At 45.5% G+C, this 13,076-nt stretch carries 16 protein-coding genes; 7 read left to right on the forward strand and 9 right to left on the reverse strand.

Going from position 1 to position 13,076, the window contains the following annotated elements; genetic code table 11:
• The first annotated feature begins 15 nt into the window (after positions 1–15).
• Positions 16–681: a class I SAM-dependent methyltransferase gene (locus tag ACH19P_RS18315; protein ID WP_462160057.1), complete on the forward strand. Its 666-nt coding sequence runs from the start codon at positions 16–18 to the stop codon at positions 679–681.
• On the opposite strand, the gene ACH19P_RS18320 is transcribed toward ACH19P_RS18315, so the two are convergent.
• Both ACH19P_RS18320 and ACH19P_RS18325 read right to left on the reverse strand, forming a co-directional pair.
• On the reverse strand, positions 638–1,054 hold the full coding sequence (locus ACH19P_RS18320; RefSeq protein ID WP_462160058.1) for a response regulator: 417 nt from the start codon (positions 1,052–1,054) through the stop codon (positions 638–640). The genes ACH19P_RS18315 and ACH19P_RS18320 overlap by 44 nt on opposite strands.
• A gap of 92 nt (positions 1,055–1,146) precedes the next feature.
• The gene (locus ACH19P_RS18325) at positions 1,147–1,662 is read right to left on the reverse strand and encodes a DUF6942 family protein (protein WP_462160059.1); all 516 of its coding nucleotides are present in this window, start codon (positions 1,660–1,662) and stop codon (positions 1,147–1,149) included.
• 170 nt (positions 1,663–1,832) lie between these two features.
• Here ACH19P_RS18325 and ACH19P_RS18330 point away from each other — a divergent pair, with 170 nt between their 5' ends.
• The 4 genes from ACH19P_RS18330 (at position 1,833) to ACH19P_RS18345 (ending at position 4,975) form a co-directional block, all read left to right on the forward strand.
• Positions 1,833–2,345: a lipocalin family protein gene (locus ACH19P_RS18330; RefSeq protein ID WP_462160060.1), complete on the forward strand. Its 513-nt coding sequence runs from the start codon at positions 1,833–1,835 to the stop codon at positions 2,343–2,345.
• 473 nt (positions 2,346–2,818) lie between these two features.
• The gene (locus ACH19P_RS18335; protein ID WP_462160061.1) at positions 2,819–3,385 is read left to right on the forward strand and encodes a uracil-DNA glycosylase family protein; all 567 of its coding nucleotides are present in this window, start codon (positions 2,819–2,821) and stop codon (positions 3,383–3,385) included.
• A 77-nt stretch (positions 3,386–3,462) separates the two neighbouring features.
• Positions 3,463–4,455, forward strand: coding sequence for a catalase family peroxidase (locus ACH19P_RS18340; RefSeq protein WP_462160062.1), 993 nt, complete (start codon positions 3,463–3,465; stop codon positions 4,453–4,455).
• Positions 4,448–4,975, forward strand: a complete 528-nt coding sequence (locus ACH19P_RS18345) for a cytochrome b (RefSeq protein ID WP_462160203.1) — start codon at positions 4,448–4,450, stop codon at positions 4,973–4,975. Before ACH19P_RS18340 ends, ACH19P_RS18345 begins: the two co-directional genes overlap by 8 nt.
• A 35-nt stretch (positions 4,976–5,010) precedes the next feature.
• On the opposite strand, the gene ACH19P_RS18350 is transcribed toward ACH19P_RS18345, so the two are convergent.
• Both ACH19P_RS18350 and ACH19P_RS18355 read right to left on the reverse strand, forming a co-directional pair.
• On the reverse strand, positions 5,011–5,871 hold the full coding sequence (locus tag ACH19P_RS18350; RefSeq protein ID WP_462160063.1) for a carboxylate/amino acid/amine transporter: 861 nt from the start codon (positions 5,869–5,871) through the stop codon (positions 5,011–5,013).
• A 228-nt stretch (positions 5,872–6,099) separates the two neighbouring features.
• Positions 6,100–7,008, reverse strand: coding sequence for a dienelactone hydrolase family protein (locus tag ACH19P_RS18355; RefSeq protein WP_462160064.1), 909 nt, complete (start codon positions 7,006–7,008; stop codon positions 6,100–6,102).
• 187 nt (positions 7,009–7,195) lie between these two features.
• On the opposite strand from ACH19P_RS18355, the gene arfB reads away from it, so the two are divergent.
• Positions 7,196–7,609 (forward strand): alternative ribosome rescue aminoacyl-tRNA hydrolase ArfB, encoded by a 414-nt coding sequence (gene arfB / locus ACH19P_RS18360; protein WP_462160204.1) that lies wholly within the window; start codon positions 7,196–7,198, stop codon positions 7,607–7,609.
• 13 nt (positions 7,610–7,622) lie between these two features.
• Here arfB and ACH19P_RS18365 read toward each other — a convergent pair whose 3' ends face one another.
• From ACH19P_RS18365 to ACH19P_RS18380, 4 genes are all read right to left on the reverse strand, one after another.
• Positions 7,623–8,036, reverse strand: coding sequence for a hypothetical protein (locus tag ACH19P_RS18365; protein ID WP_462160065.1), 414 nt, complete (start codon positions 8,034–8,036; stop codon positions 7,623–7,625).
• 75 nt (positions 8,037–8,111) lie between these two features.
• On the reverse strand, positions 8,112–9,137 hold the full coding sequence (locus ACH19P_RS18370) for a DUF2955 domain-containing protein (protein ID WP_462160066.1): 1,026 nt from the start codon (positions 9,135–9,137) through the stop codon (positions 8,112–8,114).
• Positions 9,138–9,155: 18 nt separating this feature from the next.
• The gene (locus ACH19P_RS18375; protein WP_462160067.1) at positions 9,156–10,235 is read right to left on the reverse strand and encodes an HlyD family secretion protein; all 1,080 of its coding nucleotides are present in this window, start codon (positions 10,233–10,235) and stop codon (positions 9,156–9,158) included.
• 5 nt (positions 10,236–10,240) lie between these two features.
• Complete coding sequence (locus ACH19P_RS18380) at positions 10,241–10,702, reverse strand: MarR family transcriptional regulator (RefSeq protein ID WP_462160068.1); 462 nt, start codon at positions 10,700–10,702, stop codon at positions 10,241–10,243.
• A gap of 346 nt (positions 10,703–11,048) precedes the next feature.
• Here ACH19P_RS18380 and ACH19P_RS18385 point away from each other — a divergent pair, with 346 nt between their 5' ends.
• On the forward strand, positions 11,049–11,969 hold the full coding sequence (locus ACH19P_RS18385) for a LysR family transcriptional regulator (protein ID WP_462160070.1): 921 nt from the start codon (positions 11,049–11,051) through the stop codon (positions 11,967–11,969).
• A 38-nt stretch (positions 11,970–12,007) separates the two neighbouring features.
• Here ACH19P_RS18385 and ACH19P_RS18390 read toward each other — a convergent pair whose 3' ends face one another.
• Positions 12,008–12,931 carry an SDR family oxidoreductase gene (locus ACH19P_RS18390; RefSeq protein WP_462160072.1) on the reverse strand — a complete coding sequence of 308 codons (924 nt, stop codon included), beginning with the start codon at positions 12,929–12,931 and terminating at the stop codon, positions 12,008–12,010.
• Positions 12,932–13,076 lie beyond the last annotated feature (145 nt).

Here is a 13,076-nt window from a genome sequence, read left to right on the forward strand (position 1 = left end):
AACTAAGGAGGCAACATGCCCAGTTTTCAAGGTGAAGAAGCGGTAAACTACGACGACCGTATTGAACGTTTAGTGCCCGGCTATGAATTACTACATCAACTGACAGTCGCACAGTGCCAAGTGCAATTAAAAGCCGATGCTAGAGTCTTAGTGGTGGGGGCTGGCACAGGGAAAGAGGTTGTTGCATTGGCGCACGCTAACCCAGCGATGCAATTTGTGGCTCAGGACATATCCGAGGATATGTTAGCCGTTGCTCGACAGCGTTTTGAACAGGCGGGACTCACAAGCAGGGTACAAATCCATTGTGGCGATTTGAATGCTTTAGAAGGGCAATACGATGCCGCTCTATGCTTATTGGTACTGCATTTTGTGCCCGATGACGGCTCTAAGGCGCAATTATTACAGGCTATTCGTCGTCATCTCATTGGTGGTGCGTGGCTGTGGATTGCCGATTTAATGCAGCCAGAGACGCCGTTTGAGCGCGAAGCACAATTTAACGTTTGCCAACAGCTTGGACTTACAGATGTGGGTGTCGAGCGAACGCGAGTGGCGTTTGAGCGCGAATTCTTCGCGCTTGACCGAATGCGCTTCGCTGAACTTTTAGAGCGTAGTGATTTCGGTATTGCCCATTGCTATTTCAAAGCGATGAGCTTTGCTGGTTTTGCTGTGCGTTGTCAGTAGCTTTGGTTCGTATCTTCTGAAGGTGGTCGATTTGTTTTTTCAGCGTTGCTAAGTTGAAAGGTTTAACAATGAAGCCATCTACATTAGCGCTTATAAGCTCCGTCACTATGTCTTTTTGGTCTTCGCAGGTCACTACAATGACAGGAATGTAGCCCCATTCTTTGTTGCTGCGAATTGTCATAAACAAGTCTTTTCCGCTTATTTTTGGCATATTTAAATCGGTTAACACCAAGTCGAACTTGGTCGTTTCTAAAAGCTTGAGGGCCTGATGCCCATCCGTGGCCTCAACGACATCTGTGAAATTGAGCTTGCGTAGCATATTTATCATTACATGCCGCATCAGCGGCATATCGTCAACAACGAGTACTTTCACAAGGCATCCTAGCAACATGTTTAATGTTTTTAGTGTAGCCAAATTTACCCGCTATGCTTAATTTACCCTATAGACTTTGTTGTATGCTCCGCCTATATATCTTTTATTAAGTTGACGAGCTTATCGATTTTAACGTTGCTGAGTTGCCGATAGTCAAAATAGGGGCATACCACCAAATTGTTTACCCTATCCACGGCAAATTCATCATCTAACCAGATCAGATTTTTACCAACTGATGCATCATTTGCCAGCTCCTTAGCATATTGTCGGCCAGCAATAATATGTAATGCTGAATGCGAAAAATCAGGCTTACTAAAGAGTAGGGCGGTGCTGGACCCCTTAGTAAGTAGTTTGGTATCTCTGAAAGACTGCCAAGATGAGATACTAGAAAAATCCATGCATTGTGGTTTTAAGGCGAATAGCCACTTTGCGTATACGTTAAACACCTTGCGCCAACCGTTCCCAGCTTCAGCATTGATTTGCTCGATAGCCTGTTTATTCAGCGCGATAAGGCGGTCCAGTTGATGGAATTGGATGAGGTTCGGGCGATTTTTCACATACACGCGTATCGCTGCTTGGCTATCACCAAAGCCTATTTCCTGGGTCATATATATGGGTGCTCTTAGTAAAATTTTGATCCAATACAGTCTTGTTTCATAGAACAGAAACTTAAGTACTAAACTAAAAAATAAATCAGCACTAAATTAAACCATCCTAACGGATTAAACGTAAATAATTAATATCAATTGATTTTTGGAATACCCGAAGAGGACAATCAATGCGCAATAAGATCATTATTTTACTAACCTTGGTGCTCAGTGCCTGCACGTCAGTGCCCGAGCAGGTTAAGCCTGTCACACCATTTGAACTGTCTCGCTATACGGGCACTTGGTATGAAATTGCGCGCATGCCGCATTCTTTTGAAGAAGGTCTTACTAAGGTAACAGCAACCTACAGCATTAACGATGATGGCACGGTAAAGGTATTGAACAAGGGTTTCGATGCGCAACAAGATGAATGGTCAAGTGCTGAAGGTAAAGCAAAGTTTGTAGATAGTAGTAACGTAGGGCACTTGAAGGTGTCGTTTTTTGGCCCTTTCTATTCCTCCTACGTAATTTTTGATTTGGATCAGCAAGACTACCAATACGCTTATATCAGCGGCTTTAACACCGATTATGCTTGGTTATTATCGCGCACGCCCGAGGTGGATGAGCAGCGAATCAACGATTTTAAACAGGCGTTAGCGCAACGTGGGTTTGCAGTCGACAAGCTTATTTTAGTGGACCAATAAATAGGAATAAAGTTGTAAAGGGGGTTTACAGATCATGATTTTACTAACAGAGAACAGTTAAGTTAGTAAAAATCTGATCTGCACCACTCGCAATAACGCAATGTAAGATTACCCATCACCGAAGCCATATAATGCACCGCATTGTATGGCTTTTTTAGTGATTTAAAGGGCTGTTACAAATAAGTACGGCTAGTATTGCGTGCCTAAGTTAGTAAAATTCTGATCTACATCGATCGCAGATCGCTATTATACTAACTTGAATGACTAAAACTGATGGTGTGAATCGTTAAAATAATTCTATATTTCAATTGGTTGTAATGATTAAGTTATTGCAACGAACATGCTATGTAATGTGTGCACTTAAATGGGTTAGCATTAATTAAGTTAGTAAAATAGTGATCTATACCCATTCTAAATTTACTCGGTGTAGGGCACTCAAACAGACAAGTTGTTGTCAGGGAGGTTTCAAGGTTATGGAACTGATTGATAAAATTCTCGCTTGCACCTTGTGTACAGAGCGATTACCACAGCCACCAAAACCTATTTTACAGTTAATCGGTAGCGCCCCAATATTGATTGCTGGGCAGGCGCCGGGTATTCGCGCCCATGAGCAGGGTAAGGCGTTTTCAGACCCAAGTGGTGTACGTCTGCGCTCATGGCTGGGTGTCTCTGAGAATGAATTCTATAACCCTAACAACTTTGCCATTGTGCCTATGGGATTTTGCTACCCTGGTACAGGTAAGAATGGTGATCTGCCACCTTTGCCACTGTGCGCGCAAACTTGGCGTGCTGATATTATGACCCAGTTAAAAAATCGAAAACTAACGCTGGTTTTGGGTCAATACGCTATGAATTATCATAGCAAAAGGCGCTATAAAACGGTCACTGAGGCTGTTGAAGATTGGCGTTCAAGCTGGCCTGAACAACTTATTTTGCCTCACCCAAGCCCTCGTAATAATCGTTGGTTTAAGCGCAATCCTTGGTTTGAACAAGATGTTATCCCGCAACTGCAGGCGCGTGTCAGACAATTATTTGAATAAGCTGAAATAAAATAATGCACTAACAGGTCTATTGAGCGTATTTCCTTATCTCATCTTTAATATCAAACAAAATATGGATGCTCAAAATGACCCATTATCTTAGTGTTTTGTTGTTGCTGATTAGCGCCCCAGTGTTAGCGCAAGCACCCACAGTGACGGCACAGCAGTTTGTTGACCTACAGCAGGGCGACTCTGACTACCCAGGTTTTCGCCGTGCACATGCAAAAGGGATGTGTGTAAGTGGCCAGTTTATCTCTAATGGTAACTTACACAGTTACAGTACAGCCGCTGTGTTTGAGGCGGGTATCACGCCGTTCGTCGGTCGAATCTCGATTGCTGGTAACAATCCTTACGCGCCGGATTTAAAGGCCCCCGTGCGCAGTTTTGCCTTAAGCTTTAATGCCGACAATACACAGCAGTGGCGCGTGGCAATGAATACGCCGCCTGTTATGGCCGTTTCTAACCCTCATAATTTTTATCAGCAAATTATGGCGATTAAAGCAGGACCAAAGTCTATCGCTGAGTTTTTTGCAGCGCACCCTGAAAGTGAGGACTTTCGCGTTTGGAAATCCAGCTATGTGCCTACGAATAGCTTTGCTCATGAAACCTATCACAGTATCAATGCATTTTATTTGGTGAATGAAAACAAAGAACACCAAGCGGTGCGCTGGGCCATGAAGCCAGCGAATGTAACCCCTGTATCAGTGGAACGATTCACAGGTGAGAACGCCTTATTTAATGAGTTACAACAACGCCTAGCGAACACGCCTGTGGTGTTTGATTGGGAATTTACGCTTGCAGCACCGGAAGATGATGAAAACAACCCAGCGAAGAGCTGGCCAAACACGCGTCAGAAAATCCTTGCTGGTCAAGTTGTAATTGAGCAATGGCAAGCGCAATCAGGGGGGCAGTGTGATGACATCAATTTTGACCCGCTGGTGCTTCCATCAGGTATACAAGCAACCAAAGATCCTATTTTGCGAGCGCGTTCAGCAGCCTATGCTGAATCATATCGTCGCCGCGCGATTGAATCGCTAACAGGCCAAGTGAAGGAGGGGCGTGATGACTAGTCGAGTGACTCGATACCACTGGTCCATGCGAGCGCTACACTGGGCGATGGCGGCATTGATTATTTCTATGCTCAGTGCAGGACTGGCGATGGTTAAAAGCTTAGAAGTGTGGCAACTAGCGTTACTTTCTTTGCATAAAAGCACAGGCGTATTGGCGACAGTGTTGGTAATTTTTCGGTTTGTAAATCGCTGCATGCTACCACAACCCACGCTGCTCGGGGACATGCCGAATTGGCAGCGTAAAGCCGCACATGGTTCACACTATGCTTTGTATGCATTGATGATTCTAATGCCGATATCAGGGCTCTTAATGCAGTATTTTGCAGCGCGGCCTGTATCGGTGTTTGATTTGTTTAACATCGCGGGTGCGTTATCTGCCGACATTAAGCTATATGCAGTGTTTTTAATGTTTCACTCATTCTTGGCTGTGAGCTTGATAGCGCTGATAGCTTTGCACGCGTGTGCTGCGTTGTACCATCACTTCATTCGTAAGGATGATGTTCTAAAAAGTATGCTGTAGAAAAAGCAAAGGGGGTGTAAACCCCCTTGCCAAAATTATGCGCTGTGGCGTTTATTGAAGTACTTTTCGTTGATGATCAACGCCGCCATTATTAAGGCACCACCAATACTCAGCCGCACAATATCGGCATCACGATTCCAGATAAGTACATTAACGAGAATTCCAGCAGGAATGAGCAGGTTATTCATGACCGCAAGCGTACCCACATTGACCTGTGTTGCCCCTTTATTCCACGCAAAATAACCCAGACCCGAGGCAATTAAACCTAAATAAATAAGTACTCCCCATTGGGTTGGGTTGCTGGGTAATTGCGTGTGGTTACTAAATAGGGCGTAACAAAGCAACGACACCACCAAGGCACCTATGAAAAAGCACCCAAACACTTGGTGCTGGGTGACTCCTTGATGTTTTGCCATCAAACGCTTGTACAGCACTTGCCCACTGGCAAAACACATGTTTGCTGCTTGCACGATGGCAAAACCAATCAAGAAACCCTGATTTACACCGTCATAGCGAATAGCAATCGCACCGATAATGGCCAGCATGGCGGCGCTAAAAAAGCCGAGGTTGAAGCGCTTGTCTAGCGCATCGTTTAATAAAGTGACGTACAGGGGTGTCATTACCGTAAACAGCAATACCTCGGGTACGCTGAGGTACAAAAACGAATGGTAGTAAAAACCATACATCAAACCTAACTGTATCCCGCCTATGGCCATCAGTTTGATGAATAGTTCTCGTGACAATGAGCGCAATCGCATAAAGGGTAGGAAGACCACTGTGGCGAGTGCAATGCGCGTGAGCGCAGAAAACCAAGGGTCGACTTGGCCTGCTAAATACACCCCAATCAGACTAAAAGAAAATGCCCACAATAAGGTAGTGGCTAAAAGATAAGTCATATACAGAATCGAATTACTTTAGTTTGCGGACATTATGACGAGGCACCTTGGTTGATGCCAGCCTTTCTAACGCGCAGCTGGTTCATACTGGCTGCCCAAAAAGTTCAACCAAAAGCTTACACTGCTCTGTCATGGGCTATTAACATAGCTCACTGTGCAGCATAACCCATTCCTTGCATTGAAAGCCTTTGATTTGAACAAAGTTCATACTTCAAAGATCAACAGACCCTAGGCACTCGCTAACTCTTGAGTGAAGAATGCGATAGTGCGCTGCCAAGCTAGTTCGGCATTTTCTTTGTCGTAACGTGCTGTGGAGTCGTTATGAAAGCCATGCTTGGCCCCTTTATACATGTGCATCTGATATTGCACACCCAACGCCTTTAAGTCTTTTTCGTAGGCGGGCCAAGTACTATTTACGCGCTCATCGAGTTCACCTAATTGCACCAAAAGAGGGGCTTTAATGTTCTGGCGCAGCGACTCTTCGGCCGGAGTGCCATAGAAAGGCACGCCCGCATTGAGTAAGTCAGAGTCTACGGCGGCAAGATAATTGACGATGTAGCCACCAAAACAAAACCCGACCGCGCCTAATTTGCCGTTACTATTTTTGTGCGTTTTTAAAAACTGTGCTGCGGCCACAAAATCATTTTGGATCTTTCCTCTGTCCAATGAGCGCTGCATCGCTCGACCTTCATCATCGTTTCCTGGATAGCCGCCAAGCGGATGGAGGGCATCTGGCGCAAAAGCAATAAACCCTGCTTTAGCCAAGCGCCGGGCTACATCCTTGACGTAGGGGTTTAAGCCACGGTTTTCATGCACTACTAGTACCACGGGCAGCTTGGTGTCTGCATCGGTTTCTATACTCGCTGGCGTAACAAGATATCCTTTACCTTCCCCATGACCTGCTGGGGAAGCGAAGGTTTGATAACGGGCAATAATATCAGGGTCGTTAAATGATACTTGCTCAGCCAGCGCATAGTTAGGCAGCAGAGCGCTTGTCAGTACCGTCATTGAATAACCTACTGCCACTAGGGTGCCTAGTTTTTTCATAAACGTGCGGCGGTCCATCATGCCGTGGGCATATTCGTCGTACCAATCAAAGGCTTCTTTCGGGATGATAGACTTATTGCTGTTGTTCATTGTTAGTCCTGCTTCTTTATGTGTTGGCTGAATCTAACTAACTGTAGAACAAAGTGATTTATATGTTGAATTGGCGCGACGAATTGGTGATTTTACGCGCTAAATACAATGCCTTATATGCTGTGAAGGCTTGGGTCAATTTGCTATAAAATGGTAAACTACGGTTTTAAGCAACGCTGAGGCAATGATGTTAGCGATCTCAAATAACGTAACCATTGATGAGTGGGAAGTCGAATTATCTGCAATTCGCTCACAGGGGGCGGGTGGTCAAAACGTCAATAAAGTTGCAACAGCGATTCATCTTCGCTTTGATATTAAACGTTCTAAATTGCCCGATTTTTATAAAGAGCGCCTACTTGCTTACCGAGATAGTCGCATCACTAAAGATGGCGTTATCGTCATTAAATCACAAAGTCACCGTACTCAGGAGCTAAATCGCGAAGACGCATTAGCGCGCCTTAAAGAACTTATTTTGGCGGCGACAAAAGTTGAAAAGAAGCGCCACGCAACTAAGCCGACGCGCAATTCTCAGCGCAAACGTGTCGACCAAAAAGTACAACGTGGACGAACCAAAGAGTTGCGGAAAATGCCCAAAATGTAGGGGTTCCGACAAGTTACGTCACAATTTCAACGCCGGGAATAGTGCGCGTTAGGTACTCTTTGAGCTCTTCTACATGTTCTTGATCGAATACCAGGCTGATGTCACCGCCGCTGTTATAGGGCAACTGGAAGATGCCTTGGTCTTTTACCCTGTCTACCACCACTTTACGAATTTCATTGATGGGCACAAGTGTGCCTTGAACACTAAGCACCCCTTGTTCGGCTTTCAAATGCTCGAATGGATTACCCAGTGATATCTGTTTTGCAGATAAATTGGTTATAACAAGTGGTACAGCCAGCAAAGAGAAAAGGGCGATTAGATTGGTGTTCTGCGTTATTAAAGCCACACTTAGCAATACAATTGAAGCTGCCGCTAAAGCGAGTTTTAACATTTTGCGCTTAGCCAACAATGTGCCTTGTAATGTCATGTACGTTCCTTTGTCATCACCTACATGCAAATCTTACTGATAAAGGCTGCAGAACAAAAGCGAGCCATGCCTTTATCAGTCAAATGTATGGTGCCTTGTTGCACTGTAGCGATTAAGCAAATGGTGGATGAGGTAAACTAGACACAAGCTCACTGCGATGGCCACAAACACCGAGCTAAAGCGATACAGCGCACTGTATACTAGGTCTTGATTAGGTGCTAAAGATTGTCCAAACAAAATACCAAATGTTGTAATGACCCCAAATCCGACCCCTGGCATACCGCCACCTAATACATGATAGCGGCTGAAAATGAAAGTTAATATCCATAACACAATGACCGGAAACACTAATATTTGGCTGTAGTTAAACAGCAGCAATTGTGCGCCAAGCGCAAGATTACAGCCAATTAACGTGCCTATGATACGTTGCCAGCCTGCCATACCCGCGGCTTTCCAGCACAAAGGGAAGAGAATTAAAATCGATGCAGCTTGAGCAGACACCGAATCTTGCAAATCCAAAATCTGAAAAACGATGAAGGACACGGTGGTCACGCTCGCGCACAATAAGACTTCATGACGCACACTGGCACTGTCTTTTGCAGGGCGCTGCATCATGTTTCTAGGTGCAACGTCAGGAAACACGTAATGCATCAAGTAGGCACTACACAAGCTCACTAGCACTGCTAACATGTTGCTGGCGATAAGTGGATATAAGCCCAAACCGGTGCTGCTGTAACTGGCAAAATGTAGTTGGATAGACAAACCGACGACACTCAGTGCGCCAAATAGGAAGTTTACGCCTTTACTCATTTGATAGAACAAAAATGCAAACACAACAAAAGCGAGCAGCGACATCAGTACTGGGTGAAAACCGAATAAACCTTGCATCACCAAAACCACAAAAGCGCAAAACAACGCACTGGCGATGAATTGGCGGGCGATGTGGGGATTAATGATTGGCACCAACCCTAGCAATAGCATCGGATAGACAGTAAAAAAGATACCATTGGGCCAATTAAACAGCTTGCTGAGTGTAAAGCCAATGGTGGCACCTGTGGCGATGCGCAGCATTTGGCGTACGTCGTTGGCACTGAGAGTCATATGCTCACCTCCCACAGCTTAGTACACATAGTGCATTAAGCTGACTAGCTTTATTTGCCCTTTGGCTAACAATGCGCGAATGCCGGTTTCTGGCACAATCTGCACCGTTGCACGAGCGCCACTGGGCAGGTGTGCAAAGGCTTCTTTGGCCGTGCCATCAAGTTGTAAGTGTATGCGTTGACGCTGTGCGTCACGTACCCAGCGATTCGATGTTTCAACTTGTGCTAATGCACCATTAGCATTGAGCTGACCGTCGCTAGAACCTGCGGCAAATTCGCTTACATGAGCATTAAATATTTTGCCGGGCAGCGCATCAAAACTCACTAAAGCGGCCTTGCCAACACGCACATGATAAAGTGACTTTTCCCTGAAATCCGCGGCTAAATCTAGGCGGTTTGCGACCAAACCTGTCATGGCTGTGCCTGCTTTGGCATAGGTACCTGCAGTCACTTGCAGATTACTTACCACGCCGTCGTGGGGAGCGATCACTTGTGTGTAACTGAGGTTGAGCTGTGCTGCTTCAAGCTCGTTTTTTGCTTGTTGTAAAGCGACATTGTCTGCACCATGCGCACCTCGCTTAATTTTGGCAGCTTGTAGCTTGGCTTCTACCGCGCTTACTTGTGCGCGAGCGGTCGCTAAGTTGGCATTGATCTCATCACTTTGTTGCACGGAAATAGCTTTTGATGCCAGTAGGGCATTACTACGAGCATACAGCCTTTGTTGCTCATCGAGTTGTGCATCAGCGGCAATTAAATCGGCTTTTAGCGCAGCTATTTCAGCGTCTAGTTGCTGGTTTTGCAGTTTTACTTGAGCAAGGTTTAATTCTGCTTTTTGCACTGCAAGTTCGAACGGGCGGGCATCGATACGCATTAATAGCTGGCCTTTTTTCACTTGCTCATTATTGCGCACTGATACCTTAACAATATCCCCACTGATTTGTGGTGTTATTTGCGTAACTTGATGATAAACCCGCGCCTGCGGCGTCATTGGCATGTATAAGTCAGCGACCACAAAATAGCCAAAAAACAAGACAAAGAGCGCAATAGCGACCTTCACATAGCGGGCAAATTGTTGATCGGGTGTACGTGGTTGACTCACTATGATTACTCCTTATGGGCTAATTTAAGGGCATTTTCTTCAAGTTGAACTAGGCCATGGGCGAGGATATTGAGCTGTTCATCGCTCAGCCCGTGATACAGAAGTTCTTTTATTTCGCTAATACGCTGCTTCAGGCGTGCTAAATCGGCTAAACCTTGCTCAGTAAAATAGATACGACGACAACGCTTGTCTTGGCTATCAACGCGGCGAACAACAATGCCACTTTCTTCAAGTTGTTTTAAAGTGCGCGTTAGGCTCGGCATCTCAATGCCTAAGCTGTTAGCAACTTCTAGCTGTGTGCAGCCTTCGCCTAAATGGTGGATGTGCATCATGGCTGTCCATCGTGGTTGGGTAAAACCCAGTGGCGCTACAGCCACAGACACGGCTTCGCGGCAGACACGATGGACGCGTCCAAGGTGGCCGCATAGGCTCAAATCTAAGGTTTCATGAAATGGCAGTTTAGACATACAGGGTACTCACACTAGTTAGCATGCTAAGTATTTTAATTTAGTTAGCAAGCTAAGTAAATGTGGAGTTTTGCACAATGCCTGTGATTTAGAGTTATTGGACTGAATTATATGAACAAAAAATGCGTATTCTGGGTCTTTGTAAACCCCATTTACATAACCATTAAACCAGTTTTGAGCGAATATGGGCCAAAAAGAGAGGTCGCGCGCAGTACACGCTGGCGCAAAGTGACGATATATTTTTTATGTATTATTAAATGATATTAATTATCATTTAATGTTATGATGTGTGAAGTTATCAGCAAACTGTCTACGCTAATAGTGTGTATCAGGAACACCTTAGATTATGAACAACAAGATTATTCGTGCACTTAAAGTGTTCGCGAAAACGGTGGAAATGGGCAATATGAGCCAAGCTGCTGCGCAACTTGATATGACTGCATCAGCGGTAAGCCAGCAGATCACTAAGCTTGAGCAAGACATTGGTTTAAGCCTGTTCAATCGGAATACACGCAAGTTAACCCTAACTGAGGCGGGGGAGATTTATTATCAATCTTCGCTAAAGCTATTGGCGACAGCAGAAGAGGCACAGCAAGCTCTCGAGCATTTGCAAAGTACACCCTCCGGCCAGTTAAAAATTGCCGCGCCGATTGGTTTTGGTGGTGGTTTGTTGAGTCAACCGCTAAAACAGCTAACTGAGCAATTTCCCGAGATAGCTATACAACTTACCCTGACCGATGAGCCCTTCGACATCATCGCCAGCGGTGTCGATTTGGCTATCTGTATCGGCCCTTTACACGACTCAAGTTTAATCGCGCGCCACCTTGCCGATTGGCAACTTATTCCGTGTGTGAGTAGCGAACACCCATTAGCGAAGGTGGCCACAGAGGAACCCTGTGTGCTAAAAGAGTTTGCACATATTGGCCATGTAAATACGACTCGCATTGCTAATAACCTCAAACATCAAGAGTCTGATGCGATTCACTCGTTATGCCCACCAAGATTACTCGTTAACAACATGCAGGCGGTGATCCAGCTTACGCTTGATGGCATTGGTTATGGCACGCTACCTGAGCCGGAAGTACGTCATTTGCTAGCAAACGGCAAGCTAAAACGTTTATGCCCACAGTGGCACTTGCCTCATTACAGCGTGTATGCAGTAACACCCCATCGCGATACAGTTGCTGCGAAAACACGCGCAGCCATTGATAGTCTGCGCAGTTGGTTCGAGCAAGTGTCAAATAATCCAGAGTTGTTCGTTGGTTAAGGCGCTCAACTAGCCAACACGTTTCAGATGTCGTATGGCTACTTCTGTAACAGAGTTGAGCGGATACCTTGTTCATAACTGGTTACCTCAAAATCAGGAAAACGCGCTTTGAACTTGTCTGAGACGAAAATATTGTCAGTGGTGTAGCGCGGCAGCAGCTCTTTTGTTTCTCGCACTTGCTTATTAAACAAACTCACCAATGAATGCTGCCATTTTTTCAGTACTTTATAGTTACAAGGATGAGCAAGCACTTGCTCTGCTATAGCAATGATTTCTTTGTAGGTCTTGCGATTATCGTCGCAGGGCAGGTGCCATGTTTGATTGTATGCATCCTCGGTATTTCCCAACAGCGCCATTGCGCGGCTCGCATCAGGTGTGTAAATCAAGGTGCGCAGCGTATCGTCACGTAAAAACACCATGGCCTTTTGCTTGACGCGCAGTTTGTCCAGCATAGTGGCATTGGTAATACTTTGCGTTTTTCCCGGCCCGTAGAATTCGGGTGCTCGGCAGATCATGGCTTCAACGACCCCTTTTTGCATTGCATTCAATAGCATGGTGGTGATTTGCGCGCGTGCGCGGCCTTTCGCTCCATATGGTTCGAAAGGTGCATCTTCAGATTGCGGCACATTGTTTTGTGCGTACATGTAGGTGTTATCGAAATACACTAACTTTGCATTGTGAGCGGCACACGCCTTGATCACGTTAGCCATCATAATCGGCCACTGTTGCAACCAAAGCGTCGAATCTATGGGTAGTCCCGCAGTAAAATAAACAACGCGTGAGCCCGCTACCGCATCCAACGTTTGCTGAGCATCTAACAAATCAGCGCTGACAAGCTCGTCTGTGGGGTTTATTTTACTTGGATTACGGCTAACAAGGCGTATTGCTTGGGTGTGCTCTTGGTATAGGGCTTTCGCCAATTCAGTACCAATTTGCCCGCTTGCTCCGAGTATTGTTTGCATATGATTCTCCGCGACTATGTTGCTGTGACGGCAACTTTAACCTTAAAGCTAACTTTAATGTCAATCGTAGTTATCAAATAAACATTGTGTGGGCATTGCCGATTCTGTGCAACTCTGTGAATTGACGTTCGAGCTATTCGAGAAT

It is taken from the genome of Pseudoalteromonas sp. GB56 (genome assembly GCF_054923835.1).

Bases quoted from the DNA above. Each gene is read 5' to 3' on its own strand.
- ACH19P_RS18315 (WP_462160057.1), top strand. From the start codon at position 16: ATGCCCAGTTTTCAAGGTGAAGAAGCGGTAAACTACGACGACCGTATT.
- ACH19P_RS18325 (WP_462160059.1), bottom strand. From the start codon at position 1,662: ATGACCCAGGAAATAGGCTTTGGTGATAGCCAAGCAGCGATACGCGTG.
- ACH19P_RS18330 (WP_462160060.1), top strand. From the start codon at position 1,833: ATGCGCAATAAGATCATTATTTTACTAACCTTGGTGCTCAGTGCCTGC.
- ACH19P_RS18335 (WP_462160061.1), top strand. From the start codon at position 2,819: ATGGAACTGATTGATAAAATTCTCGCTTGCACCTTGTGTACAGAGCGA.
- ACH19P_RS18340 (WP_462160062.1), top strand. From the start codon at position 3,463: ATGCTCAAAATGACCCATTATCTTAGTGTTTTGTTGTTGCTGATTAGC.
- ACH19P_RS18345 (WP_462160203.1), top strand. From the start codon at position 4,448: ATGACTAGTCGAGTGACTCGATACCACTGGTCCATGCGAGCGCTACAC.
- ACH19P_RS18350 (WP_462160063.1), bottom strand. From the start codon at position 5,871: ATGACTTATCTTTTAGCCACTACCTTATTGTGGGCATTTTCTTTTAGT.
- ACH19P_RS18355 (WP_462160064.1), bottom strand. From the start codon at position 7,008: ATGAACAACAGCAATAAGTCTATCATCCCGAAAGAAGCCTTTGATTGG.
- arfB (WP_462160204.1), top strand. From the start codon at position 7,196: ATGTTAGCGATCTCAAATAACGTAACCATTGATGAGTGGGAAGTCGAA.
- ACH19P_RS18365 (WP_462160065.1), bottom strand. From the start codon at position 8,036: ATGACATTACAAGGCACATTGTTGGCTAAGCGCAAAATGTTAAAACTC.
- ACH19P_RS18370 (WP_462160066.1), bottom strand. From the start codon at position 9,137: ATGACTCTCAGTGCCAACGACGTACGCCAAATGCTGCGCATCGCCACA.
- ACH19P_RS18380 (WP_462160068.1), bottom strand. From the start codon at position 10,702: ATGTCTAAACTGCCATTTCATGAAACCTTAGATTTGAGCCTATGCGGC.
- ACH19P_RS18385 (WP_462160070.1), top strand. From the start codon at position 11,049: ATGAACAACAAGATTATTCGTGCACTTAAAGTGTTCGCGAAAACGGTG.
- ACH19P_RS18390 (WP_462160072.1), bottom strand. From the start codon at position 12,931: ATGCAAACAATACTCGGAGCAAGCGGGCAAATTGGTACTGAATTGGCG.